Here is a 22,430-nt window from a genome sequence, read left to right as displayed (position 1 = left end):
TCAGGCGCCCAGGTAGGCGAGGACGGCCAGCACCCGCCGGTTGTCGTCCTCCGACTGCGGCAGCCCGAGCTTGCCGAAGATGCTGTTGGTGTGCTTGCTGATCGCCTTCTCGGTGACGAACAGCTTCGCGGCGATGGCGGCGTTCGACCGCCCCTCCGCCATCAGCCCGAGCACCTCGCGCTCGCGGGGGGTCAGCCGCTGGAGCGGCTCCTCGCGGGCGTGCCGGGTGAGCAGCTGGGCCACCACGTCCGGGTCGAGCGCGGTGCCGCCCTCCGCGACCCGGCGCACCGCCTCCACGAACACCTTCACGTCCGACACGCGGTCCTTCAGCAGGTAGCCGATGCCGCCGCTGCTGTCGGACAGCAGCTCCCGCGCGTACAGCTGCTCCACGTGCTGGGACAGCACCAGCACCGGCAGGCCGGGGATCTCCTTGCGGGCCTCCAGCGCCGCCCGCAGCCCCTCGTCGGTGAACGTCGGCGGGAGCCGGACGTCCACCACCGCGACGTCCGGCCGGTGCGCGGTGAGCGCCCGCAGCAGCGAGGGCCCGTTGTCGACCGCCTCGACGACCTCGCATCCGAACGCCTCGAGGATGCGGATCAGTCCGTCCCGGAGGAGGGCGAGATCTTCGGCGATGACAACGCGCACGGCAGCTCCATGGTGACGATGGTCGGCCCACCGGACGGGCTCGTCACGGCCATCGTGCCATCGAAGGCCGCGAGCCTGCGCTCGATCCCGCGCATCCCGCTGCCGGCGGCCGGGTCCGCGCCGCCCGTCCCGTCGTCCCCGACGATCATCAGCAGCCGGCCGCCGGAGTGCTCGACCTGCACCCAGGCCCGCCGCGCCCCGCTGTGCTTGACGACGTTGGCGAGCATCTCCGCGACCGCGAAGTACGCCGCCGACTCGACCGGCGCCTCGGCCCGCCCCGGCAGGTCGACGTGCACGTCCACGGGCAGCGGCAGGCTCAGCGCCAGCGCGCGCACCGCGCCGTCCAGCCCGCGCTCGGCCAGCACCGGCGGGTGGATGCCGCGCACCAGGTCGCGCAGCTCCGTCAGCGCCGTCCCGCTCGCCTCCCGCGCCTCGGCGAGGAGCTGCTGCGCGGTCTCCGGGTCGTGCTTCATCATCTCCTCGGCGAGCCCGATGTTCATGCTCAGCGCGACGAGCCGGGCCTGCGCGCCGTCGTGCAGGTCACGTTCGATGCGGCGCAGCTCCGCGGCGGAGGAGTCGACGGTCTGCGCGCGCGTCTCGGTCAGCCGGTGCACGCGCTCGGCCAGCGCGCTCCGCGTCGGCGCCAGCAGCAACCGGTTGAACAGCGCGTGCCCTTTCAGGATCGCCCCGGCGGCCGGAACAGAGATCAGCAGCAGCAGGGCGCCGCCCACGATCGTGCCCACGTAGCCGACGGCGCCGAAGTCGTCGATCATCCAGAACGGGCCCCAGCCGTAGCCGGACAGCAGCGCGACCCACCACGCCACGAACAGGCCCTCCAGCCCGTACACGATCATGCCGCCGGCCAGCACCCCGAGGACGAGCGCGACCGGCACGTTCAGCAGCGACCACAGCAGGTCGCGCCAGGACGCCGGGTCGCCGAGCACCCACTTCAGGCGTCCGATCGGGCCGGACGCCCCGGCCGGTTCCGGCCGGTACGGCTCCGGGATCGACACCCCGTGCCAGTTCGCCGCCAGGCTCCGCTGCAGGTTCGCCACCGCCCGGATGGCCAGCAGGACCGAGGGCGCCAGCACGATCCCGACGCCCAGCGGGATGAAGGCGATCGACAGCACGGCGAGGATGAACAGCGGAAGGTTCACCGCGTAGGCCAGGACGATCTGCGCCACCGAGCGGAGGACGTTGAGGAGGCTCTCGCGGGCGAGCGCGCCCAGCCGGTCGATGAGGCGATTCCTGCCGTCCACCCGTCCTCCAGGAGATCCGATGTTCCAGGGGGAGCACGCCGCGGCGGCTCCCGGTCCCACCATTGTGTCGCCGGACGCCCGGCCGCCCAGTGGGGCTAAGCCCCCGAACAGGGGCGGATCATGGGGGAGTTAGACCTACCCTCGGGGCGGGGCGAGCGGGACGGCCGGCCGCTCATTCGGGCGGCGACAAGACAACCGGCCCCGTTCCCTGGACAATGCACAGGCGACACCCAGGGGAGAAAGCGAATCCAAGCTGTGACAGCGACCATCAGCCAGACGTCCACCGGCCCGACCACGCCGTCCATCACCCAGCGCATCGCCGAGGAGATCGGCGTCCGCGAGGGGCAGGTGCGGGTCGCGGTGGACCTGCTCGACGGCGGGGCGACCGTCCCGTTCATCGCCCGGTACCGCAAGGAGGCCACCGGAACGCTCGACGACGCGCAGCTCCGCGCCGTGGAGGAACGGCTGCGCTACCTGCGCGAGCTGGACGAGCGGCGCGCCGCCATCCTCGAGTCGGTCGAGTCGCAGGGCAAGCTCACCGACGAGCTCCGCGCCCAGATCATGGCCGCCGAGTCCAAGGCGCGCCTGGAGGACATCTACCTCCCGTACAAGCCCAAGCGGCGCACCAAGGCGCAGATCGCCCGCGAGGCCGGGCTCGAACCGCTCGCCGAACTGCTGCTGGGCGACCCGTCCCGCGACCCGCGCGCCGAGGCCGCCGCCTACGTCGACGCCGAGAAGGGCGTCGCGGACGAGGCCGCCGCGCTGGAGGGCGCCCGCGCCATCCTCGTCGAGCGCTTCGCTGAGGACGCCGACCTCATCGGCGCGCTGCGCGAGCGCATGTGGAACCAGGGCCGGATGGTCTCCCGCGTCCGGGAGGGCAAGGAGGAGAGCGGCGCCAAGTTCTCCGACTACTTCGACTTCGCCGAGCCGTTCGCCAAGCTGCCCTCGCACCGCGTCCTCGCGCTGTTCCGCGGCGAGAAGGAGGAGGTCCTCGACCTCGACCTGGAGCCCGAGGAGGCCGACGACTCCGCGGCGCGCAGCTCCTACGAGGCGGAGATCGCGCGCCGGTTCGAGATCTCCGACCGGGGCCGCCCGGGGGACGCGTGGCTGGCCGACGCCGTCCGCTGGGCCTGGCGCACCCGGATCCTCGTCCACCTCGGCATCGACCTGCGCACCCGGCTGCGGCAGGAGGCCGAGGACGAGGCGGTCCGGGTGTTCGCCGCGAACCTGCGCGACCTGCTCCTCGCCGCGCCCGCCGGCACCCGCACCACCATGGGCCTGGACCCGGGCCTGCGCACCGGCGTGAAGGTCGCCGTCGTGGACGCCACCGGCAAGGTCGTCGCGACCGACACGATCTACCCGCACGAGCCGCGCCGCAAGTGGGACGAGTCGATCGAGACGCTCGCCGGGCTGGCCCGCGAGCACAGGGTCGACCTCGTCTCGATCGGCAACGGCACCGCGTCGCGGGAGACCGACAAGCTCGCCGCCGAGCTGATCGCCCGGCACCCCGACCTCAAGCTCACCAAGATCATGGTGTCGGAGGCGGGCGCGTCGGTGTACTCGGCGTCGGAGTACGCGGGCCGCGAGCTGCCCGGCATGGACGTCTCGCTGCGCGGCGCGGTGTCCATCGCCCGCCGCTTGCAGGACCCGCTCGCCGAGCTGGTCAAGATCGACCCCAAGTCGATCGGCGTCGGCCAGTACCAGCACGACGTCTCCGAGGTGAAGCTGTCCCGCTCGCTGGACGCCGTCGTCGAGGACTGCGTGAACGCCGTCGGCGTGGACGTCAACACCGCGTCCGCGCCGCTGCTCACCCGCGTGTCCGGCATCGGCGAGGGCCTCGCGGAGAACATCGTCGCGCACCGCGACGCGCACGGCCCGTTCCGCAGCCGCGCCGGGCTGAAGGAGGTGCCGCGCCTCGGGCCGAAGGCGTTCGAGCAGTGCGCCGGGTTCCTGCGCATCCCGGGCGGCGACGACCCGCTGGACGCCTCCAGCGTGCACCCGGAGGCGTACCCGGTCGTCCGCCGGATCCTGGACGCCGCCGGCGGCGACATCAAGGGCCTCATCGGCAACACCGCCGTGCTGCGCTCGCTGCGGCCCGCCGACTTCGTCGACGGCGCCTTCGGGCTGCCGACCGTCACCGACATCCTCGCCGAGCTGGAGAAGCCGGGACGCGACCCGCGCCCGGCGTTCAAGACGGCCGCGTTCAAGGAGGGCGTCGACAAGATCTCCGACCTCGAGCCCGGGATGCTGCTGGAGGGCGTCGTCACCAACGTCGCCGCCTTCGGCGCGTTCGTCGACGTCGGCGTCCACCAGGACGGGCTCGTCCACATCTCCGCGATGTCCGACAAGTTCGTGGAGGACCCGCGCGACGTCGCCAAGCCCGGCGACATCGTCCGCGTGAAGGTCCTGGACGTCGACCTGCAGCGCAAGCGCATCTCGCTCACCCTGCGCCTGGACGACGAGCCCGGTGGTGGCAAGCAGGGCGGCGGTAAGCAGGGCGGTGGCAGGCAGGGCGGCGCCAAGCAGGCCGGCGGCGGGCAGGGCGGCGGGCAGGCCGGCGGCGGGCAGGGCGGCGGACGTCCCGGGAAGCAGGGCGGCGGTCGGCAGAACCGCGGCGGCCAGAACCAGCGCGGCGGCGACCGGCCTCGCGGGGGCCAGGGCCGGGGCGGCCAGCAGGGCCGCGGCGGTCAGGGAGGCGGCGGCGCCATGGCCGACGCGCTCCGCCGGGCCGGTCTCGACAAGGGCCTCCCGGGCGGCGACTCCAAGCGCCGCTGAGACGTACCGGTCCCCGGCCTCAGGCGGAGGCCGGGGACTGCGACGTCCGGCGATTCACTCGCTGAAGCCGCGCCAGCGCCCGTCCGACCCGCTCTCGGTCGGCGTCTGCGGACGGATCGGGCGGCGCGGCGGGCCCGGCTCCCGCGACGCCCCCTCGTGCGGGGCCTCGTGCGGGGCCTGCCCGCCTCCGTCGTGCTGGGCGTGCGGGTGCTCGTATCCCTCCGGCCGGTTGTAGGGGCCCTGGCCGAGCGGGTCCTGCGCGTAGGGGGAGCGCGGCGGCGGCACCGGAGCGCCGTACACCTCGCCGAGCCGGGGCCCGCCCAGCACCGGGCCGCCGACCGAGGACCCGCCGAACGGGTCGCGCGCGGCGGCGGCGTCCGCCCGGGCCCCGGCCTCGCCGGAGGCGTCCCCCGGCCCCTCCTCGACCGGCCGGTGCCGCGGGAACTGCAGGACGGCGATCGCGCCGAGCGCCAGCGCGCCGAGCCGCATCGCCGAGCGGGGGGCGTCCTGCGGCCACGGCTCGGCGTACAGGAACGAGCCCATCGCGAGCAGGTAGGACTTCGCGGCCACCGTCATGACCGTCGCGACGATCGAGACCCGGCAGCGCTGGAACGCCGTCACCATGATCCCGAACCCGATGGCGGCCGCCACCACGGTCAGGTACGGCCACGGCGTCGCGAGGATGCCGGCGTCGGCGGCGTGCGGGTCGTCGCTCCACCCCTTGATCGCCAGCTCGGCGGTGCCGACCGGGAAGCCGGCGCTGAGCCCGTAGGCGATGCCGGTGACCGGGCGCGCGTGCCGGCCGTCCGGCCGGTGGTCGCCGAGCACGAGGATGAGCACCGGGACCAGCACCGCCGGCGCCACCACGATGGCGATCTTCCACAGCGGGGCGTCCGCCGAGCCGATCGGCTCGTCCCCGTTGAGGGACGCGGTCAGCAGCAGGATCGCCGCGCCCGTCAGCAGCAGGCTCAGCCACTCGCGCGCGGTGAGCCGCTCGCCGAAGAACGCGAGCGCGATCAGCAGCAGCGGCACGATGCCGGACATGAAGATCGGCACGGCGGTGGACAGCGGCAGGTTCCGCAGCGCCATGATCTGCAGGGTGAGCCCGCCGAGCACGATCGCCAGCGCGATCAGGAAGATCCAGTTGCGCACGATCGTCCAGATCATGTGCGCGATGCGGTTGCCCCGCAGAGCGGGCATCCGGTCCGCCGCCAGCTTGAACACGGCGAACCCGAGGTAGTAGAGACCGGTCGCACTGAAGGCCGCGGCTATCCCGTTCATCCCGGACGAGTATGGGGGTTCACGGCACTTATGTCACTGCCTGTACGGCATCGTTGACAGTGTTCGCCGGTGTTGCCGGCGTCCGGTGTCCGCAGCCGGCGCCGCGACCCCATACACTTGAGCGCGCGAAGGCGCGGAGCCGGCTCTCGGCGTGCCCGCGCCCCTCGAGTTGAGCACGCGTCGAACGCCGCGGCCGAGACAGCGCCCGATCAAGGAGACCAACCCCAGTGAAGACCGATGTCGAGGAGCTGACCCCCACCCGGGTCAAGCTCACCGTCGAGGTTCCGTTCGACGAGCTCAAGCCGAACCTCGACAAGGCGTACAAGGAGATCTCGCAGCAGGTGCGGATCAAGGGCTTCCGGCCCGGCAAGGTCCCCGCCCCGCTGATCGACAAGTACGTCGGCCGGGGTGCGGTCCTCCAGGAGGCCGTCAACGACGCCCTGCCGGAGCTGTACGGCCGCGCCGTCGAGGAGTCCGAGATCTTCGTGCTCGGGCAGCCCGACGTCGAGGTGACCGAGCTGGACGACGGCACCCAGTTCGCGTTCACCGCCGAGGTCGACATCCGGCCGAAGTTCGAGGTGCCCGACTACGACGGCCTCGAGGTCGTGGTGGACGACGCCGAGGTCACCGAGGAGCAGGTCGAGGAGACCCTCGGCAACCTGCGCGAGCGGTTCGCCTCCCTCACCAACGCCGAGCGCGCCGCCGAGGAGGGCGACTTCGTCTCCATCGACCTGGTCGCCCGGATCGACGGCGAGGAGGTGGAGGACGCCTCCACCACCGGCTACTCCTACGAGGTCGGCAGCAAGTCGGCCATCGAGGGGCTGGACGAGGCGCTGACCGGCCTGGCCGCCGGCGAGGAGGCCACGTTCACCGGCACCCTGACCGGCGGCGAGCACGCCGGCGAGGAGGCCGAGATCACCGTCACGGTGCAGAGCGTCAAGGTCAAGAACCTGCCCGACCTGGACGACGAGTTCGCCCAGCTCGCCAGCGAGTTCGACACCATCGACGAGCTGCGCGAGGACGTCCGGACCCGGCTCGGCCGGCAGGTGAAGCTGCAGCAGCTGTCCGAGGCGCGCGACAAGGCCCTCGAGGCGCTGCTGGAGAAGGTCGACATCCCGCTTCCGGAGAAGGTCGTGGAAGAGGAGATCGGCCGCCGCAACCAGCAGCTGGAGCAGCAGCTCCAGATGGCCGGCATGTCCAAGGAGGACTACCTCAAGGAGGAGGAGAAGACGGCCGAGGAGTTCGACACCGAGGTCGCCGACGCCGCCCGCCTCGCGGTCAAGGGCGGGTTCGTCCTCGACCAGCTCGCCGTCCAGGAGGAGCTGGGCGTCGAGAACGAGGAGCTGAGCGAGTACGTCGTCTCGCAGGCGATGCAGATGGGCGTGCAGCCCCAGCAGCTCGCCGAGTACCTGACGCAGAACAACCAGCTCCCGGCGATCGTCTCGGAGGTGCTGCGCAGCAAGGCGCTGAACCTCGTCGTCGAGCACGTCACCGTCAAGGACGAGTCGGGCAACGAGATCGACGTCGAGGCCGTCCAGCGCGAGCTGAACGGCGAGACCGGCGAGACCGTCCGGGCGGAGGAGGGCGAGGACGCCGAGGAGGCGCCCGCCGAGCCCGCCGAGGCCGCTGAGGCCGCCGCTGAGGAGGCCCCGGCCGCCGAGGCGAAGGACGAGAAGGACGCCAAGGACAAGGACGCCTGAGGCCGCTGAGGCCTCGCCCCGCCGCAGGGGGGAGGCCGCGCGCCTCCGGGACGTCCCCGGCGCATCGCGGACACGCCCCGCACCCGGCCACCGGGTGCGGGGCGTGTCCCATTCCGGCCGGACCGCCCCGGCGGGCCCCGCGGCGCGCCGAGTCGTCCAGGGCCGTCCCGCGGTGTGCCGGATCGTCCCGCGGCGCGCCGGGGGCGTCCCGGGCCATGTCGGGGCCGTGCCGGGCCGCTCCGCGGGCCGCCGCGTCGGCGAAGATCGTCCGGAACGCGCGGGACATCCGCCCGCACGCGGGTACGCCCCTGGCGAAAAGGCGGCCCCCCGGGCTTAACCGGGCCCGGGAGCGCGTTAATGTCCAAGCATCCGAACCGATTAAAAGGACCGGAGGAACACCCGGTGAGCATGCCTCCGACTTTCGACGAGTCGTCGCGGATCCAGGCGCGGGTCGCCGAGGCGCCCCTGTTGCCTCTGGGCGACCAGCTGTTCCAGCGGCTGCTGCGCGAGCGCATCGTCTTCCTCGGCCAGCAGGTCGACGACGACATCGCCAACCGCATCTGCGCCGAGCTCCTGCTGCTGTCGGCCGAGGACGGCCGCCGCGACATCACGCTCTACATCAACTCGCCAGGTGGCTCCGTCACCGCCGGCATGGCGATCTACGACATCATGCAGTACGTCCCGAACGACATCGTGACGGTGGGCATGGGCCTCGCCGCGTCGATGGGCCAGTTCCTGCTCTGCGCGGGCACCCACGGCAAGCGCTACGCGCTGCCGCACGCCCGGATCATGATGCACCAGCCGTCCGGCGGGATCGGCGGCACGGCCTCCGACATCAAGATCCAGGCCGAGCAGATGCTCTATGTGAAGAAGACGCTCGCCGAGAAGATCTCCGAGCACACCGGCCAGGCGCTCGAGCAGATCGAGCGCGACTCCGACCGGGACCGCTGGTTCACCGCCGACGAGGCCAAGGACTACGGGTTCGTCGACCACGTGGTGCTCAGCGCCAACCAGGTGCCCTCCGAGGGCCCCGTCTCCTGACGACCTGACCACTGATCGGAGGCCCACCATGAGCGACCTGTACCGTCCCGGTTTCGCCGACATCGTCCGGCCGGGCGCCGGCCCGATGCCGGTCGACAACCGCTACATCATTCCGTCGTTCGTCGAGCGCACCACGTACGGGGTCAAGGAGATGAACCCGTACAACAAGCTGTTCGAGGAGCGCATCATCTTCCTCGGCGTGCAGATCGACGACGCGTCCGCGAACGACGTGATGGCCCAGCTGATCACGCTGGAGTCCATCGACCCCGACCGGGACATCAGCATCTACATCAACTCCCCGGGCGGGTCGTTCACCGCCATGACGGCGATCTACGACACGATGCAGTTCGTCAAGCCGGACATCCAGACGGTCTGCATCGGCCAGGCCGCCTCCGCCGCCGCGGTGCTGCTCGCGGCCGGCACGCCCGGCAAGCGGGCCGCCCTGCCCAACTCGCGGATCCTGATCCACCAGCCCGCGACCGAGGGCACCTACGGGCAGTCCAGCGACATCGAGATCCAGGCGCGCGAGATCATGCGGATCCGCGAGCTCCTGGAGAGCATCCTGGCCGAGCACAGCGGCCGGAGCATCGACCAGGTCCAGCGCGACATCGAGCGCGACAAGATCCTGACGGCGGACGAGGCCAAGGACTACGGCCTCATCGACGACGTCTTCGCCAGCAGGAAGCGGAAAGCCGAGGTAGTGTCGTCCTGAGACGGCACAAGGACGGGAGAGTCCCCGAGCCCGGGCGCCACACTTCCGGGCGAGGGGCTTTCCAAGTCCGTCGGAGGCGGTAACGTCGAGTCCAACGTCGAGAGCCTTCGGGACGCAACCGAGCTGCGCCGCATCTCTCAAGGCGCGCGGCCCCACGAAAAGGAGACAGTTGGGTGGCACGCATCGGCGACGGTGGTGACCTGCTCAAGTGCTCGTTCTGCGGGAAGAGCCAGAAGCAGGTCAAGAAGCTCATCGCGGGTCCGGGCGTGTACATCTGCGACGAGTGCATCGATCTCTGCAACGAGATCATCGAGGAGGAGCTCTCCGAGACCTCCGACCTCAAGTGGGACAACCTGCCCAAGCCGCGGGAGATCTACGAGTTCCTCGACTCCTACGTGATCGGGCAGGAGACGGCGAAGAAGGCGCTCTCCGTCGCCGTCTACAACCACTACAAGCGGATCCAGTCGGGCGACACCGGCAGGGACGACCCGGTCGAGATCGGCAAGTCCAACATCCTGCTGCTCGGCCCGACCGGATCCGGCAAGACGCTGCTCGCGCAGACGCTCGCCAAACTCCTCAACGTCCCGTTCGCGATCGCGGACGCCACGGCGCTGACGGAGGCCGGATACGTCGGGGAGGACGTCGAGAACATCCTCCTCAAACTGATCCAGGCGGCCGACTACGACGTGAAGAAGGCCGAGACCGGGATCATCTACATCGACGAGGTCGACAAGGTCGCCCGCAAGAGCGAGAACCCGTCGATCACCCGGGACGTCTCGGGTGAGGGCGTCCAGCAGGCGCTGCTGAAGATCCTGGAGGGCACGACCGCGAGCGTCCCGCCGCAGGGCGGCCGCAAGCACCCGCACCAGGAGTTCATCCAGATCGACACCACGAACGTGCTGTTCATCTGCGGTGGCGCCTTCGCCGGGCTGGAGAAGATCGTCGAGTCCCGGGTCGGCAAGCAGGGCATGGGGTTCGGCGCGCAGATCCGCTCCAAGTCCGACTTCGAGGAGTCGTCGGCGGTGCTCGGCGACGTCATGCCGGAGGACCTGCTGAAGTTCGGGATGATCCCCGAGTTCATCGGCCGGCTCCCGGTGATCACCTCGGTGCACAACCTGGACCGCGAGGCCCTGATCAACATCCTCACCGAGCCGAAGAACGCGCTGGTCCGCCAGTACCACCGGCTCTTCGAGCTCGACGGGGTCGACCTGGAGTTCACCGACGACGCCCTGGAGGCGATCGCCGACCAGGCCATCCTGCGCGGCACCGGCGCCCGCGGCCTGCGGGCCATCATGGAGGAGGTCCTCCTCTCGGTGATGTACGAGGTGCCGAGCCGCCAGGACGTCGCCCGCGTGGTGATCACCCGCGAGGCCGTCCTGGAGCACGTGAACCCGACCCTCGTCCCGCGCGACCGCCCCAAGCGGGAACCGCGCGAGAAGAGCGCGTAGGGCGGAGCGAGAACCGCCCAGGGACGCCCCCGGCCACCCGGCCGGGGGCGTTCCGGCGTCTCAGGGAGGCGGAGGCCGCGGAACAGGATGAAGGCCGCCGCCGGGACGGCCCCGGCCGTCCTGGCGGGTACACGGGCGCCTCGGCCCGGCGGCGCGCGGGGTCAGCGCGGGGCGGACTCGCCGAGGCCGGCCTCGCGGGCGAGGACGATGGCCTGCGCGCGGTCGGCGACGTGCAGCTTCATGAAGATGTTCGAGACGTGGTTGCGGACGGTCTTCTGGCTGAGGAAGAGCGTCGCGGCGATCTCGGCGTTGCTGCGGCCCTGCGCGATCAGTTCGAGGACCTCCCGCTCCCGCTCGGTCAGCTCCGGGAACGCGGCCTGCCGCGGGTCGGGCATGTCGGTGAAGTAGGTGAGCACGCGGCGCGCGATCTCCGGGCCGTAGATGGCCTCGCCCGCCGCGACCGCGCGGACGGCGCGCGCGATCTCCTCGGCGCCCGACTCCTTCAGCAGGTAGCCGCGGGCGCCGGCGCGCATCGCCGCGAACACCGAGTCGTCGTCGCGGAACATGGTGAGCACGAGCACGCCGATGCGCGGGCTCGTGCGGGTGATGGTGCGGGTCGCCTCGATGCCGTTGCCGCCGGGCATGTGCAGGTCCATCACGACGACGTCCGGTTGCAGCTCGGCCGCCATCCGCACGGCCTGCGGCCCGTTCTCGGCCTCGCCGACGACCTCGACGCCCAGCGCCTGCAGGAGGCCCTTCAGGCCCTGCCGGAACACCGGGTGGTCGTCGGTGATGAGGACCCGGATGGTCTCCGACATCTACGCCCGCCTTCTCCCGACCGAGGGACGTCGATGATACCCGGCGGCGGTCTCCGCGGCGCCGAGCGGCAGCCGGACCGCGACGCGGGTGCCGCCGCCGCTGCGGGTGGTGATCTCGCAGCTGCCGCCGACCTCGGCGGCCCACTCGCGCATCGCGGCGAGCCCCCGGGCGGGCCGGGGCCCGGCGCCGCGCACGGCGTCGGGCAGGCCGGGGCCGCTGTCGGCCACCACCAGGTGCAGGTCGGCGTCGCGCTTGAGCCGGACGGACGCGCAGCTCGCCGGCGCGTGCAGCCGGACGTTCGTCAGCGCCTCCTGCGCGATCCGGTACGCGGCGACCTCCACCGCGGCGGGCAGGCCGGAGGGCTCGCCGTCGAACCGGACGTCGACGCGCTCGCAGCAGCCGTCGGCGAACGACTCGATCGCGGCGACGAGGCCGAGGTCGTCCAGCGCGGGCGGCCGCAGCCCGTGCGCGAGGTCGCGGATCTCGCCGACGGCGCTGGCCAGCCGGTCCCGGACGTCGGCGAGGAGCGGGTCGGCCCGCTCCGGTTCGCAGGCGAGCGTGATGCGGGCGGCGTCCAGCGACATGGCGAGGCTGGCGAGCGTGGGCCCGAGCCCGTCGTGCAGGTCGTGCCGCAGCCGCCGCCGCTCCTCCTCCCGGCTGGCGAGGATGCGCTCCCGGGAACGCTGCAGGTCCGCGGTCAGCCGGCGGAGGTGAGGGATGGTCGCGGCACGTGCCGCCACGGCCCCCGCTGTGAACGCGCCGGCCAGCACGGCGGCGCGTGCCAGTACCGCTCGCATCCCGTCCCTCTCTCTCCGCTCCGGTGTCGCGGACCTCAGGGCACCACCTTTTCGGGCGAGGCGACCCGGTGTCAGGTGACCTGTGTCCCGATCGCGGCGGGAAACGCTCTCAGCCGGGCGGGGGCCGGGTCTCAGTCCTCCACGTCCGCGCGGATGCGGCGCATGACGCTCGGGACGTCGATGCTCCCGGACGGCTCGCCGATCGGCATGACGATGCCCATGGTGGTCCGCGTGGACCAGGCCGCCATGTAGCCGGTGGTGTTCCGCGTCCCCGCGGACGTGATGATCTGGACCTGGATGGTCGTGAACAGGCCGACGCCGTCGCCGCCCGCGTCCGACAACTTGATCGTGCTCGGCGAGTAGACGGTCTTCTCGATGCCGGTGAACGCGCCCATGACGGCCCTGTTGAAGTCCTGCTCGGGGTACTTCAGCCGGTGGTCGCCGGTGCCCCCGATGAACAGGTACTTCTCCTTGCCGAGGCCGTACACCGCGCTGACGGTCCGGTGGACCTTGTAGCCGCTCGCCTCGCTGAGGATCCGGCCCAGCCGGTTCACGGCGTCGTCGATCTTGGCCTCGGCTGCGGTGTCGCGGCTCATCCCGCCGGCCGACGACGGCGCGCTCAGCGTGTGGGACGTCCGCTGCAGGTAGATGCCGTATCCGCCCGCGCACAGCAGGACGAACACGACGAAACCCACGACCAGGCAGCCGAGGACCTTGCCGCCGCCCCCGCGGCGCCGCGGCGGCCCGTAGGGAGCCCCTGGGACCGGGCCGCCGGGTGGGACCGCCCCGCCGGGCGCGTACGGCCCGCCGGGAGGCACCGCGCCACCGGGTGGGACCGCGCCACCGGGAGGGAAGGCGCCGCCGGGCGGGACGGGGCCGCCTGAGGGCGGGGGAGGGGGGTTCCAACCGCTCAACTTGCTTCCCTTTCGCGTGGGGGGAACGGCGAGGCGGCTCGGCGGGGTGCTCGCCGGTGCCGATTGTCGCGCACCCGCGCACGTCCCCGGGGCACCCCACCCCTCGCGTCCCCGTAGAATCGTCAGCCGTGACACAGCCCAGCAGTGAGCGCGGCCAGGGGGCCGCCGCGGACGTCGACCTGCCCACCCAGTACCGACCGGCCGATGTCGAGGGCCGGCTCTACGAGCGGTGGGTATCGGCGGGGCTGTTCACCGCCGACCCCGAGCGCGCGCCGGAGCGTCCCGCGTACTCGATCGTGATCCCGCCGCCGAACGTCACCGGTTCGCTGCACATGGGGCACGCCCTCGACCACTCCATCCAGGACACCCTCGTCCGGCGGCGCCGCATGCAGGGCCACGAGACCGTGTGGCTGCCGGGGATGGACCACGCCGGCATCGCCACCCAGAACGTGGTGGAGCGCGAGCTGGCCAAGGAGGGCCTGTCGCGGCACGACCTCGGCCGCGAGGCGTTCGTCGAGCGGGTCTGGCAGTGGAAGGCCGAGTCCGGCGGCCGCATCCTCGGCCAGATGCGCCGGCTCGGCGACAGCGTCGACTGGACGCGCGAGGCGTTCACGATGGACGACGACCGCGCCCGCGCCGTCCGCACGATCTTCAAGCGGCTGTTCGACGACGGCCTGATCTACCGCGCCGAGCGCATCATCAACTGGTGCCCGCGCTGCCTGACGGCCCTGTCCGACATCGAGGTCGAGCACGAGGAGGTCGACGGCGAGCTGGTCTCGATCCGGTACGGCTCCGACGAGGATGACCTGGTCGTCGCGACCACCCGGGCGGAGACGATGCTCGGCGACACCGCCGTGGCCGTCCACCCGGACGACGAGCGCTACGCGCACCTGGTCGGCCGCGAGATCGAGCTCCCGCTGACCGGCCGCCGCATCCCGGTCGTCGCCGACGAGCACGTCGACCCCGAGTTCGGGACGGGCGCGGTCAAGGTGACCCCGGCGCACGACCCGAACGACTTCGAGATCGGCCGCCGCCACGACCTGCCGTCGATGTCGGTGATGGACGAGCGCGGCGTCGTCACCGCGCCCGGCCCGTTCGAGGGCCTCGACCGGTTCGAGGCGCGCCCGGCGGTCGTCGCGGCGCTGCGCGAGCAGGGCCTGATCGTCCAGGAGATCCGCCCCTACAAGCACTCGGTCGGGCACTGCCAGCGGTGCGCGACGGTCGTCGAGCCGCGCGTGTCGCTCCAGTGGTTCGTGAAGGTCGAGTCGCTGGCGCGGGCCGCCGGCGACGCCGTCCGCGACGGCCGTGTGGCGATCCACCCGCCGGAGATGGCGTCCCGCTACTTCGAGTGGGTCGACAACATGCACGACTGGTGCATCAGCCGCCAGCTGTGGTGGGGGCACCGCATCCCCGTCTGGTACGGGCCGGACGGCGAGGTCGCGTGCCCCGGTCCGGACGAGGAGCCGCCCGCGGGCTGGACGCAGGACGGCGACGTCCTCGACACCTGGTTCTCCTCGGCGCTGTGGCCGTTCTCCACGCTCGGCTGGCCGGACAAGACGCCCGAGCTGCAGCGCTTCTACCCGACGTCCGTGCTGGTGACGGGCTACGACATCCTGTTCTTCTGGGTCGCCCGCATGATGATGTTCGGGCTGTACGCGATGGACGGCGTCCAGCCGTTCCACACCATCGCCCTGCACGGGATGGTCCGCGACCAGTACGGCAAGAAGATGTCCAAGTCGTTCGGGAACGTCATCGACCCGCTCGACTGGGTGGACGCCTACGGCGCGGACGCGACCCGCTTCACGCTGCTGCGCGGCGCGAACCCGGGCGGCGACGTCCCAGTGGCCGAGCAGTGGGCGCAGGGCTCGCGCAACTTCTGCAACAAGCTGTGGAATGCGACGCGGTTCGCGCTCATCAACGGCGCGCACGTCCGCGGCGACATGCCCGCCGAGGTGACGACCGTCGACGCGTGGATCCTCTCGCGCCTCCAGACCGTCGTCGCCGAGGTCGACGAGCACCTGGAGTCCTACGACTTCGCGAAGGCGTGCGAGGCGCTCTACCACTTCGCGTGGGACGAGGTCTGCGACTGGTACGTGGAGCTGGCCAAGGTCCAGCTCGCCGACGAGCGGGCCGAGGCGACGCGACGCGTCCTCGGCGAGGTCCTCGACAAGCTGCTGCGGCTGCTGCACCCGGTCATCCCGTTCGTGACCGAGGAGCTCTGGACGTCCCTGACCGGCGGCGACACGATCGTCACCGCGCCGTGGCCGGCCGCCGAGCCCGCCCGCGCCGACCGGGCCGCCGAGGCCGAGATCGAGTCGCTGCAGCGGCTCGTGACGGAGGTCCGCCGGTTCCGCGCCGACCAGGGCCTGAAGCCGGGCCAGCGGGTCGCGGCGGCGCTGGAGTGGGACGGGTCGCCGCTGGCCGCGCACGAGGAGGGCGTCCGCGCGCTGCTGCGCCTCACCGCGCCCGGCGACGGGTTCGCCGCGACCGCGTCGCTGCCCGTCGAGGGCGTCACGGTACGGCTCGACACCGCCGGCGCGATCGACGTCGCCGCCGAGCGCAAGCGCCTGGAGAAGGACCTCGCCGCCGCGCGCAAGGAGGTCGACCAGGCCCGGCGCAAGCTCGGCAACGAGGCGTTCATGGCGAAGGCGCCCGAGGCCGTCGTGGCGAAGAACCGGGCCCGGCTCGCCCAGGCGGAGGCCGACATCACCCGGCTGGAGTCGCAGCTGGCGGCGCTGCCCGCGGGCTGACCCGCGGGCCGCGGAGGCGAACGGGCGCGGGCCCCGCGAACCGTCGGCGCGGCGGGCCCGTCGCCGTTACGATCCGGGTGGGCCTGTGGGCTTTCGGCGCTACATGAACCTCAGGAGTGCAATGGCGGAATCGCTCCGCTGGTCCGGATCGCGTAGGGAGCCGGACCAGCCGGATGAGGCGGACGCGCCCGGGACCGGCGCGGACGGGGCCGAGCAGGGTGGTGCCGGGCTGGGCGGCGTCGGGCAGGGCGGCGCCGAGCAGGGCGGTGCCGCTCCGGCGCCCTGGGGCGGGAAGCGCCCGTGGTGGTCGGCCGAGTCCGGCGGGACGGGGCCGCTCCCGTCGCTGGGCACGGGCGGGCATCCGATGGTGGGCGGCTCAGGTGCCTTCCCGCAGGTCGGCGGCACCGGCGGCCATCCCGCGGTGGGCACCGGCGGCCACCCGGCGGTGGGCACCGGCGGGCATCCCGCGGTCGGTACGGGCGGGCATCCCGCCGTCGGCACCGGCGGCCATCCGGTGGTCGTGGACGGGACCGGCCCGCTGCCGCCCGTCCCGCCGGCACCGGCGCCCGTGCGGCGGCGGCGCGTTCCCCGGCTGCTGCTCGTCTCCGGCGCCGCCGTGGTCGCGGCGGTCGCGCTGATGGCCGGGGCACTGGCGTTCCGGACGGGCACCGGCGTCGCCAGGGACACCCCGACGGCGGAGCTCCCCGCGCCCAAGAAGGTGATCACGGCGGGCGCGGTGGCCGGTGGGCTGCGCAAGGACGCGCTCACCCCGCCGCGGGAGAGCGCGGCGTACCCGTTCATCGCGGGCGCCGTCGAGGCGGGCGGCGTCCCGGCCGGCGAGCACGGCACGGCCGTCTACGGCGGGGAGCAGGCGCGCAAGCTGAACGTCCTGTTCATGGGCGGGACGGGCGCGGTCGGCGACCCGGCGGCCTACCTGCGCAAGGCTCGCCCCACCACGTTCATCGCGGGCCAGGAGGCCGTGGCGGGCGGCAAGGGCGCGAAGGCGTTCTGCGGCACGTTCGCCGTGCTGGCCGAGACCCACGCGTACTGCGCGTGGGCCACCCGCGACTCCTACGGCTTCGTCGCGACGAACCGCGCGACGCCGCACCCGCAGTTCCCGCTGCTGGCCGACGTGATGCGGCGGATCAGGCGGGACGTCGAGCGGCCGAAGTGACGAAGAGCCGCTCGGTGTCGGCGCCGAGCACGTCCAGGACGTGCCCGGTGAAGTAGCCGGTGCCGAGGACGGCGACGCGGTGCCCGAGCGTCGCCAGCGACTCCGGCGTGATCGCGTCCGCGCCGACGGCGTCCCAGGCGTCCGGCAGCGGCCGGGTGAAGCGCAGGTGCGGCAGCGCCAGCCGGACGAACGTCACGGGCAGGTCGCCCAGCGCGGCGACGGCGCCGTCCAGGTCCTTGTGGTCGGGGAGGCAGACGACGGCGTGGTCGACCGCCCCCCAGGCGTCCCGCGCGGCGGCCAGCGCGGCGGCGATCCCGGCGCCGTCGACGGCGGCGTCGACGAGGACCTCCGTCGCGGACCCGGGCACCGCGTGCCGGGACGCCCGTCCGGGGAGGACGATCGACGCGAGCACCTCGCGCAGCGTCGCGGCGGGGGGCTCGACGGCGCCCGGAAGGCGGCGGGCGGCGGCGACGCCCAGTTCGGCGGCGGCGCGCCCGAGGCCGGCGGGCAGGAGTTCGCCCGGCAGCCCCGCGCCGCCGGGGCCGACGACCTCCGCGTCCCGCAGCACGGCGGCGACGGGTGCGGTCTGCGGCGCCGAAAGGACGACCGTGCCCGGCGCCGCCACGCCGAGCTTCTCCCTGGCGATCTCGGTTTCGGTGTCCCCGAGGACGCCGGCGTGCTCCAGGAAGACCGGCGTGATCGCGGCGACGTCCGGCGGGAACAGGGCGACCTCGTCCGACCGCCCGCCCATGCCGGCCTCCAGGACGAGCGCGTCCGCACCCACCCGGCGGGCGTGCAGGACACCGGCGATAAGGAAGAGCCCGGACGGGGAAAGGTAGCCGTCCGAGGGCGGCGGGAGCGTGCCCATGGCCGCATCCAGCGCGTCCGAGAGAATGGCCAGTTCCTCGCTGGAAACGGCGCGTCCGTTAATCCTGATCCGGTCGCGATCGATGCGGAGACCGGGGCTTGTGACGGTGCACACGCGAAAACCGGCGGCGGCGAGAAAGGCCGACGCATAAGTCGCCGCCGTGCCCTTCCCCTTGGAACCGACGACCGCCAGGACGGGCGCGGACGGGCCGAGGACGCCCAGGGCGCCGGCGAGGGCGCGGGCCCGCCCGACGTCGCGGGTCTCGCCCGGAGCGCGGCGCTCCCACTCCCGGTAGAACACCTTCACACCTCCAGTGTGGGCCCGGACGGAGCGCGGCGCGCCGCCGAGTAGGCTCTGGAACCGTGAGTCAGCGAACCGAACCGGCCGGCTACCGGGCGACCGTCGCCGCGATCATGGCACGGGGGGTCGAGTGGGAGATCGATCCCACCCTCGACCGCGTCCGCGACCTGGTGGACGTCCTGGGGGAGCCGCAGCGCGCGTACCCGGTGATCCACATCGCCGGAACGAACGGCAAGACCAGCACCGCCCGGCTCATCGAGTCGCTGCTCCGCGAGCGCGGCCTGCGCACCGGCCTCTACACGAGCCCCGAGCTGACGACGCTGCGCGAGCGCATCGCGATCGACGGTGAGCCGATCGGCGAGGAGCGGTTCGTCGCGGCGTACGAGGACGTCCTGCCCTATGTCGAGCTGGTCGACGGCAAGCACGCGGCGCGGCTGTCGTTCTTCGAGGTGCTGACCGCGATGGCGTTCGCCGCGTTCGCCGACGCCCCGGTCGACGTCGCCGTGGTCGAGACCGGCATGGGCGGCACCTGGGACGCCACGAACGTCGCGGACGGCGTGGTCGCCGTGATCACCCCGATCGGGCTCGACCACACCCGCTACCTCGGCGACACGCTGGAGGAGATCGCGGGCGAGAAGGCCGGGATCATCAAGCCGGGCGCGGTCGCGGTGCTGGCGCAGCAGCCGGTCGAGGCGGCCGAGGTGCTGCTGCGCCGGGTGGCGGAGACCGGCGCGGCGGCCGCGCGCGAGGGCATCGAGTACGGGGTGCTCGGCCGCGATGTCGCGGTCGGCGGCCAGCAGCTCCGGCTCCAGGGGCTGCACGGCGTCTACGACGAGATCTTCCTTCCGCTGTTCGGCGAGCACCAGGCGGCCAACGCCGCGACGGCGCTGGCCGCCGTGGAGGCGTTCGCGGGCGGCGCGCCGACCCGCGGGGAGGCCAACCTGGAGGCCGCGACCCGCATCGCGGCCGGCGACACCTACCTCGGCGGCGAGGAGGGGCAGCTCGATCCGGCGCTGGTGCGCAGCGGCTTCGCGCAGTCGGCCTCGCCGGGGCGGCTGGAGGTCGCGCGGACGGGCCCGACCGTCCTGCTGGACGCCGCGCACAACCCGGCGGGGATGGCGGCGACCGTGCAGACCGTCACCGAGTCGTTCGGCTTCACCCGGCTCGCCGGGGTGCTCGCCATCTCCGCCGACAAGGACGTCGCGGGCGTCCTGGACCAGCTCGAACCCGTGCTGACCGAGCTGGTGGTGACCCGCAACTCCTCGCCCCGCTCGATGCCGCCCGAGGAGCTGGCCGAGATCGCCGAGGGGATCTTCGGGCCCGAGCGCGTCCATGTCGCCGAGCGGCTGGACGACGCGATCGACCGGGCGATCGGCATCGCCGAGGAGACCGGCGAGTACCGGGGCGCCGGAGTGCTGATCACCGGTTCGGTGGTCACCGCGGGGGACGCCCGCACGCTGCTGCGCGTGGCGGAGGGCCGGTCATGAGCACCCGGGCCGCGGACAACCCGGCGCGCAGGCTGTTCGCCACCGTGCTGGCGTGCGAGGCGATCGTGATCGCGCTGGCGATCCCGGTGGCCGTGGCGGTGCTGGACGTGGACGGCGCGGTCGCCGGCGGCGTGTGCGGGAGCCTCGCGCTCGCCTGCCTGGTGATGGCCGGGCTGCTGCGCCGCCCGTGGGCGGTCCCGGCGGGCACGGTGCTGCAGGTGCTGCTCATCGCGACCGGGTTCATGGTGCCGGTCATGTTCTTCCTCGGTGTCGTTTTCGGAGCGCTCTGGGGAACGGCCATTTGGCTGGGACGCAAGGCGGCGAGCGCGCAGCCGCGCTAGGTTCTGCGGGGACGGCAGCCACTCATCCCGCCCAATACCGCGAATTTCATTTATTGCCCAATTTGGACATCCTTCCTTTTCTGGGAAATGCGCGCCGCGGCGGATGACGACCTCCGAAGGAGCAGGCCGTGTCCGGCAGCCCAGTGCCCGGCGACGCAGCGTCCGCCGACGCGCACTCGCCTCCCGCCCCGCCCCCGGAGGGCGGAGGCCACCCCACCGCCCCCGGTGAACGCGCGGGTCGCCGCCGCCTCGCGGGCCTCGGCGCGCTGCTGGTGACCCTCACCGCGCTCCCCGCCGCCGTCCTGGCCGTCCCCGACGCCACCGCCGACGTCCTGCCCGCCGCGCTCGCCGGCCTCGGCCTCGGCGAAGCCCGCGTCCCCACGCTGCTGCACGTCACCGGCCTGTCGCTGCCCGCGCTGGTGTTCGCGGTGCCGCCCGCCGGCCTGGCCGCCCGCAGGTTCCCCGCCTGGACGGTCCTCGCGACCGGCCTGGCCGTGCTGCTGGCCGGTCTCGGCACCGCCCGCCTCGCCCCGTCGCTGCCGCTGGTCGGGCTGGCCCGGCTGGTCCAGGGCGCGGGCGCCGGCATCGTCCTGCCCGCCTCGCTCATGCTCGCCTGGGAGCGGGACGACCGGCGCCTCACCGCCGCCTGGGCGGGCGTGCTCGCGGGCATGCTCGTGCTGGCGATGCCGCTGGCGCTGGCGGCCGTCCCGGGGTCCGCAGCCGGAGCGGCGGAGGACGGCGCCTGGCGCGCCGTCCTCGGGCCGTTCCCCTGGGTCGCGGTCACCGCCGCGGGCGCGGCCCTGCTGCGCCCCCTCCTGCGCGGCCGCGTCCCGTGGCGGCTGCCCCCGGGCGGGTACGGCGAGCGCAGCCTGCTCCTGCTGCCGCTGGCCCCGGCCGGCGGCTTCGGGTTCCTCGCCGTCGCCGCCGCCCACGAATGGTCACCGGGCGCGCGGGTCGTTCTCGCGGGCCTCGCCGCGACCGCCCTGCTCGGCCTCGCGGCCGCCGCCGGGCGGCGCGAACCGGCGGGCAGCCCGCACGGCTGCGCGATCGTCATGATCGCGGTCGGCCTGCTGGCCTACCCGGTCGCCGCACCGCTGGCCGGCATCGCCGCCGCCGCGGACGGGGACGGCGCCGCCGCGCGGCTCCTGCCGTTCGCCGCCGCGGCCGCCGCCGCTCCGGCCGGGGCGCTCGCCGCGACGCGCCTGCCCGCGCGCGCCGCGCTGCGAGCGGGGTTCCCGCTGCTCGTCCTGGCGCTGCCGCTCGGCCTCGCCGCCGGTGCCGGTCCGGGGCCCGGCGGGCGGTGGGCGCTGCTGGCCCCGCTCGTCCCGCTCGGGGCCGGTGCCGGGCTGGCCCTGGCCGCCTCGCTGCGCGGCGCGGCGCCCGGCGCGGCGCTGTTCGGCCTGTCGCTGTGCTTCCCCGCCGTGCTCGCGGGACAGCTCCTCGTCCTGTCCCTGCAGGCGGCGCGGCTCGACCGGGCGCGCCCGGCGACCGGCGCCGAGCAGGTCGAGGCGCTGCTGGCGGGCTACCACGACTGGCTCATCGCCGCCGGAATGGCGGCCGTGCTGCTCGCCGCCGCCACCGCCGCGCTGACGGCGCGCCGCCGTAATGCCGCTTCCGGCGCGCGGGCCGGGTAGTATTCGCGCGCTTACCGAAACCGAAAATTCCGCAAGGAGAACCACTCGTGTCCGAGCGCACTCTCGTCCTGGTCAAGCCCGACGGCGTCAGCCGCGGTGTCATCGGCGAGGTCATCTCCCGGATCGAGCGCAAGGGCCTGAAGCTCGTCGCGCTGGAACTGCGCACCCTCGCCCGCGAGACCGCCGAGTCCCACTATGAGGAGCACGCGAGCAAGCCGTTCTTCGGCGAGCTGGTCGAGTTCATCACCAGCGGCCCGCTCGTCGCCATGGTCGTCGAGGGGCACCGCGCCGTCGAGGCGTTCCGCTCGCTGGCCGGCGCGACCGACCCGGTCAGCGCCGCGCCCGGCACGATCCGCGGCGACTTCGCCCTGGAGATCGGTGCGAACATCGTGCACGGCTCCGACTCCACCTACTCCGCCGAGCGGGAGATCAAGCTGTTCTTCCCCGAACTGGGCTGACGGGCGCCCGCGAGGGCGCCGTTCGAG

General features: G+C 73.4%; 18 protein-coding genes. 11 read left to right on the top strand and 7 right to left on the bottom strand.

Features of this window, described 5'->3' with window-relative positions; genetic code table 11:
* Together CHF16_RS28630 and CHF16_RS28625 are read right to left on the bottom strand one after the other, a co-directional pair.
* The gene (locus tag CHF16_RS28630; protein WP_089329249.1) at positions 1-645 is read right to left on the bottom strand and encodes a response regulator; all 645 of its coding nucleotides are present in this window, start codon (positions 643-645) and stop codon (positions 1-3) included.
* A complete protein-coding gene (locus CHF16_RS28625; RefSeq protein WP_245869409.1) occupies positions 597-1,904 on the bottom strand; it encodes a sensor histidine kinase in 1,308 nt (435 codons plus the stop codon). The genes CHF16_RS28630 and CHF16_RS28625 overlap by 49 nt, the downstream gene beginning before the upstream one ends.
* A 255-nt stretch (positions 1,905-2,159) precedes the next feature.
* Between CHF16_RS28625 and CHF16_RS28620 the strand changes: the two genes are divergently transcribed.
* A complete protein-coding gene (locus CHF16_RS28620) occupies positions 2,160-4,679 on the top strand; it encodes a Tex family protein (protein ID WP_089329247.1) in 2,520 nt (839 codons plus the stop codon).
* Positions 4,680-4,733: 54 nt separating this feature from the next.
* Here CHF16_RS28620 and CHF16_RS28615 read toward each other — a convergent pair whose 3' ends face one another.
* Positions 4,734-5,960, bottom strand: coding sequence for a hypothetical protein (locus CHF16_RS28615; RefSeq protein WP_179271743.1), 1,227 nt, complete (start codon positions 5,958-5,960; stop codon positions 4,734-4,736).
* A 227-nt stretch (positions 5,961-6,187) separates the two neighbouring features.
* Between CHF16_RS28615 and tig the strand changes: the two genes are divergently transcribed.
* From tig to clpX, 4 genes are all read left to right on the top strand, one after another.
* On the top strand, positions 6,188-7,660 hold the full coding sequence (gene tig, locus CHF16_RS28610; RefSeq protein ID WP_089329246.1) for a trigger factor: 1,473 nt from the start codon (positions 6,188-6,190) through the stop codon (positions 7,658-7,660).
* A gap of 408 nt (positions 7,661-8,068) precedes the next feature.
* Positions 8,069-8,701 (top strand): ClpP family protease, encoded by a 633-nt coding sequence (locus CHF16_RS28605; RefSeq protein WP_089329245.1) that lies wholly within the window; start codon positions 8,069-8,071, stop codon positions 8,699-8,701.
* A gap of 28 nt (positions 8,702-8,729) precedes the next feature.
* On the top strand, positions 8,730-9,413 hold the full coding sequence (locus CHF16_RS28600) for an ATP-dependent Clp protease proteolytic subunit (protein ID WP_089329244.1): 684 nt from the start codon (positions 8,730-8,732) through the stop codon (positions 9,411-9,413).
* Between the two features lie 173 nt (positions 9,414-9,586).
* On the top strand, positions 9,587-10,861 hold the full coding sequence (gene clpX / locus CHF16_RS28595; RefSeq protein ID WP_089329243.1) for an ATP-dependent Clp protease ATP-binding subunit ClpX: 1,275 nt from the start codon (positions 9,587-9,589) through the stop codon (positions 10,859-10,861).
* A gap of 161 nt (positions 10,862-11,022) precedes the next feature.
* Here clpX and CHF16_RS28590 read toward each other — a convergent pair whose 3' ends face one another.
* The 3 genes from CHF16_RS28590 to CHF16_RS28580 form a co-directional block, all read right to left on the bottom strand.
* Positions 11,023-11,679, bottom strand: a complete 657-nt coding sequence (locus CHF16_RS28590) for a response regulator transcription factor (RefSeq protein ID WP_089329242.1) — start codon at positions 11,677-11,679, stop codon at positions 11,023-11,025.
* Entirely contained in the window at positions 11,680-12,477 is a 798-nt protein-coding gene (locus CHF16_RS28585; RefSeq protein ID WP_089329241.1) for a sensor histidine kinase, read from the bottom strand. It abuts the gene before it with no gap.
* A 131-nt stretch (positions 12,478-12,608) separates the two neighbouring features.
* Positions 12,609-13,172 carry a hypothetical protein gene (locus CHF16_RS28580; RefSeq protein ID WP_143228157.1) on the bottom strand — a complete coding sequence of 188 codons (564 nt, stop codon included), beginning with the start codon at positions 13,170-13,172 and terminating at the stop codon, positions 12,609-12,611.
* A 347-nt stretch (positions 13,173-13,519) separates the two neighbouring features.
* Here CHF16_RS28580 and CHF16_RS28575 point away from each other — a divergent pair, with 347 nt between their 5' ends.
* Positions 13,520-16,141 carry a valine--tRNA ligase gene (locus tag CHF16_RS28575; protein ID WP_089329239.1) on the top strand — a complete coding sequence of 874 codons (2,622 nt, stop codon included), beginning with the start codon at positions 13,520-13,522 and terminating at the stop codon, positions 16,139-16,141.
* A 121-nt stretch (positions 16,142-16,262) separates the two neighbouring features.
* Positions 16,263-17,315 (top strand): hypothetical protein, encoded by a 1,053-nt coding sequence (locus tag CHF16_RS28570; RefSeq protein ID WP_089329238.1) that lies wholly within the window; start codon positions 16,263-16,265, stop codon positions 17,313-17,315.
* Here CHF16_RS28570 and CHF16_RS28565 read toward each other — a convergent pair.
* Positions 17,287-18,489: a folylpolyglutamate synthase/dihydrofolate synthase family protein gene (locus tag CHF16_RS28565; RefSeq protein WP_089329237.1), complete on the bottom strand. Its 1,203-nt coding sequence runs from the start codon at positions 18,487-18,489 to the stop codon at positions 17,287-17,289. The two genes, CHF16_RS28570 and CHF16_RS28565, sit on opposite strands and share 29 nt — an antisense overlap.
* A gap of 107 nt (positions 18,490-18,596) precedes the next feature.
* Between CHF16_RS28565 and CHF16_RS28560 the strand changes: the two genes are divergently transcribed.
* The 4 genes from CHF16_RS28560 (at position 18,597) to ndk (ending at position 22,403) form a co-directional block, all read left to right on the top strand.
* The gene (locus tag CHF16_RS28560) at positions 18,597-19,970 is read left to right on the top strand and encodes a bifunctional folylpolyglutamate synthase/dihydrofolate synthase (protein WP_089329283.1); all 1,374 of its coding nucleotides are present in this window, start codon (positions 18,597-18,599) and stop codon (positions 19,968-19,970) included.
* Positions 19,967-20,311, top strand: a complete 345-nt coding sequence (locus CHF16_RS28555) for a DUF4233 domain-containing protein (protein WP_089329236.1) — start codon at positions 19,967-19,969, stop codon at positions 20,309-20,311. The genes CHF16_RS28560 and CHF16_RS28555 overlap by 4 nt, the downstream gene beginning before the upstream one ends.
* Before the next feature lie 128 nt (positions 20,312-20,439).
* Positions 20,440-21,945, top strand: coding sequence for an MFS transporter (locus CHF16_RS28550; protein ID WP_143228156.1), 1,506 nt, complete (start codon positions 20,440-20,442; stop codon positions 21,943-21,945).
* A gap of 47 nt (positions 21,946-21,992) precedes the next feature.
* Complete coding sequence (gene ndk, locus CHF16_RS28545) at positions 21,993-22,403, top strand: nucleoside-diphosphate kinase (RefSeq protein ID WP_089329234.1); 411 nt, start codon at positions 21,993-21,995, stop codon at positions 22,401-22,403.
* Positions 22,404-22,430 lie beyond the last annotated feature (27 nt).

Source organism: Actinomadura meyerae, assembly GCF_900188445.1.
Taxonomy (GTDB): Bacteria; Actinomycetota; Actinomycetes; order Streptosporangiales; family Streptosporangiaceae; genus Spirillospora; species Spirillospora meyerae.
Note: the sequence above shows the minus strand (reverse complement) of the source record. Positions and strands in the feature narration are given on the sequence as shown.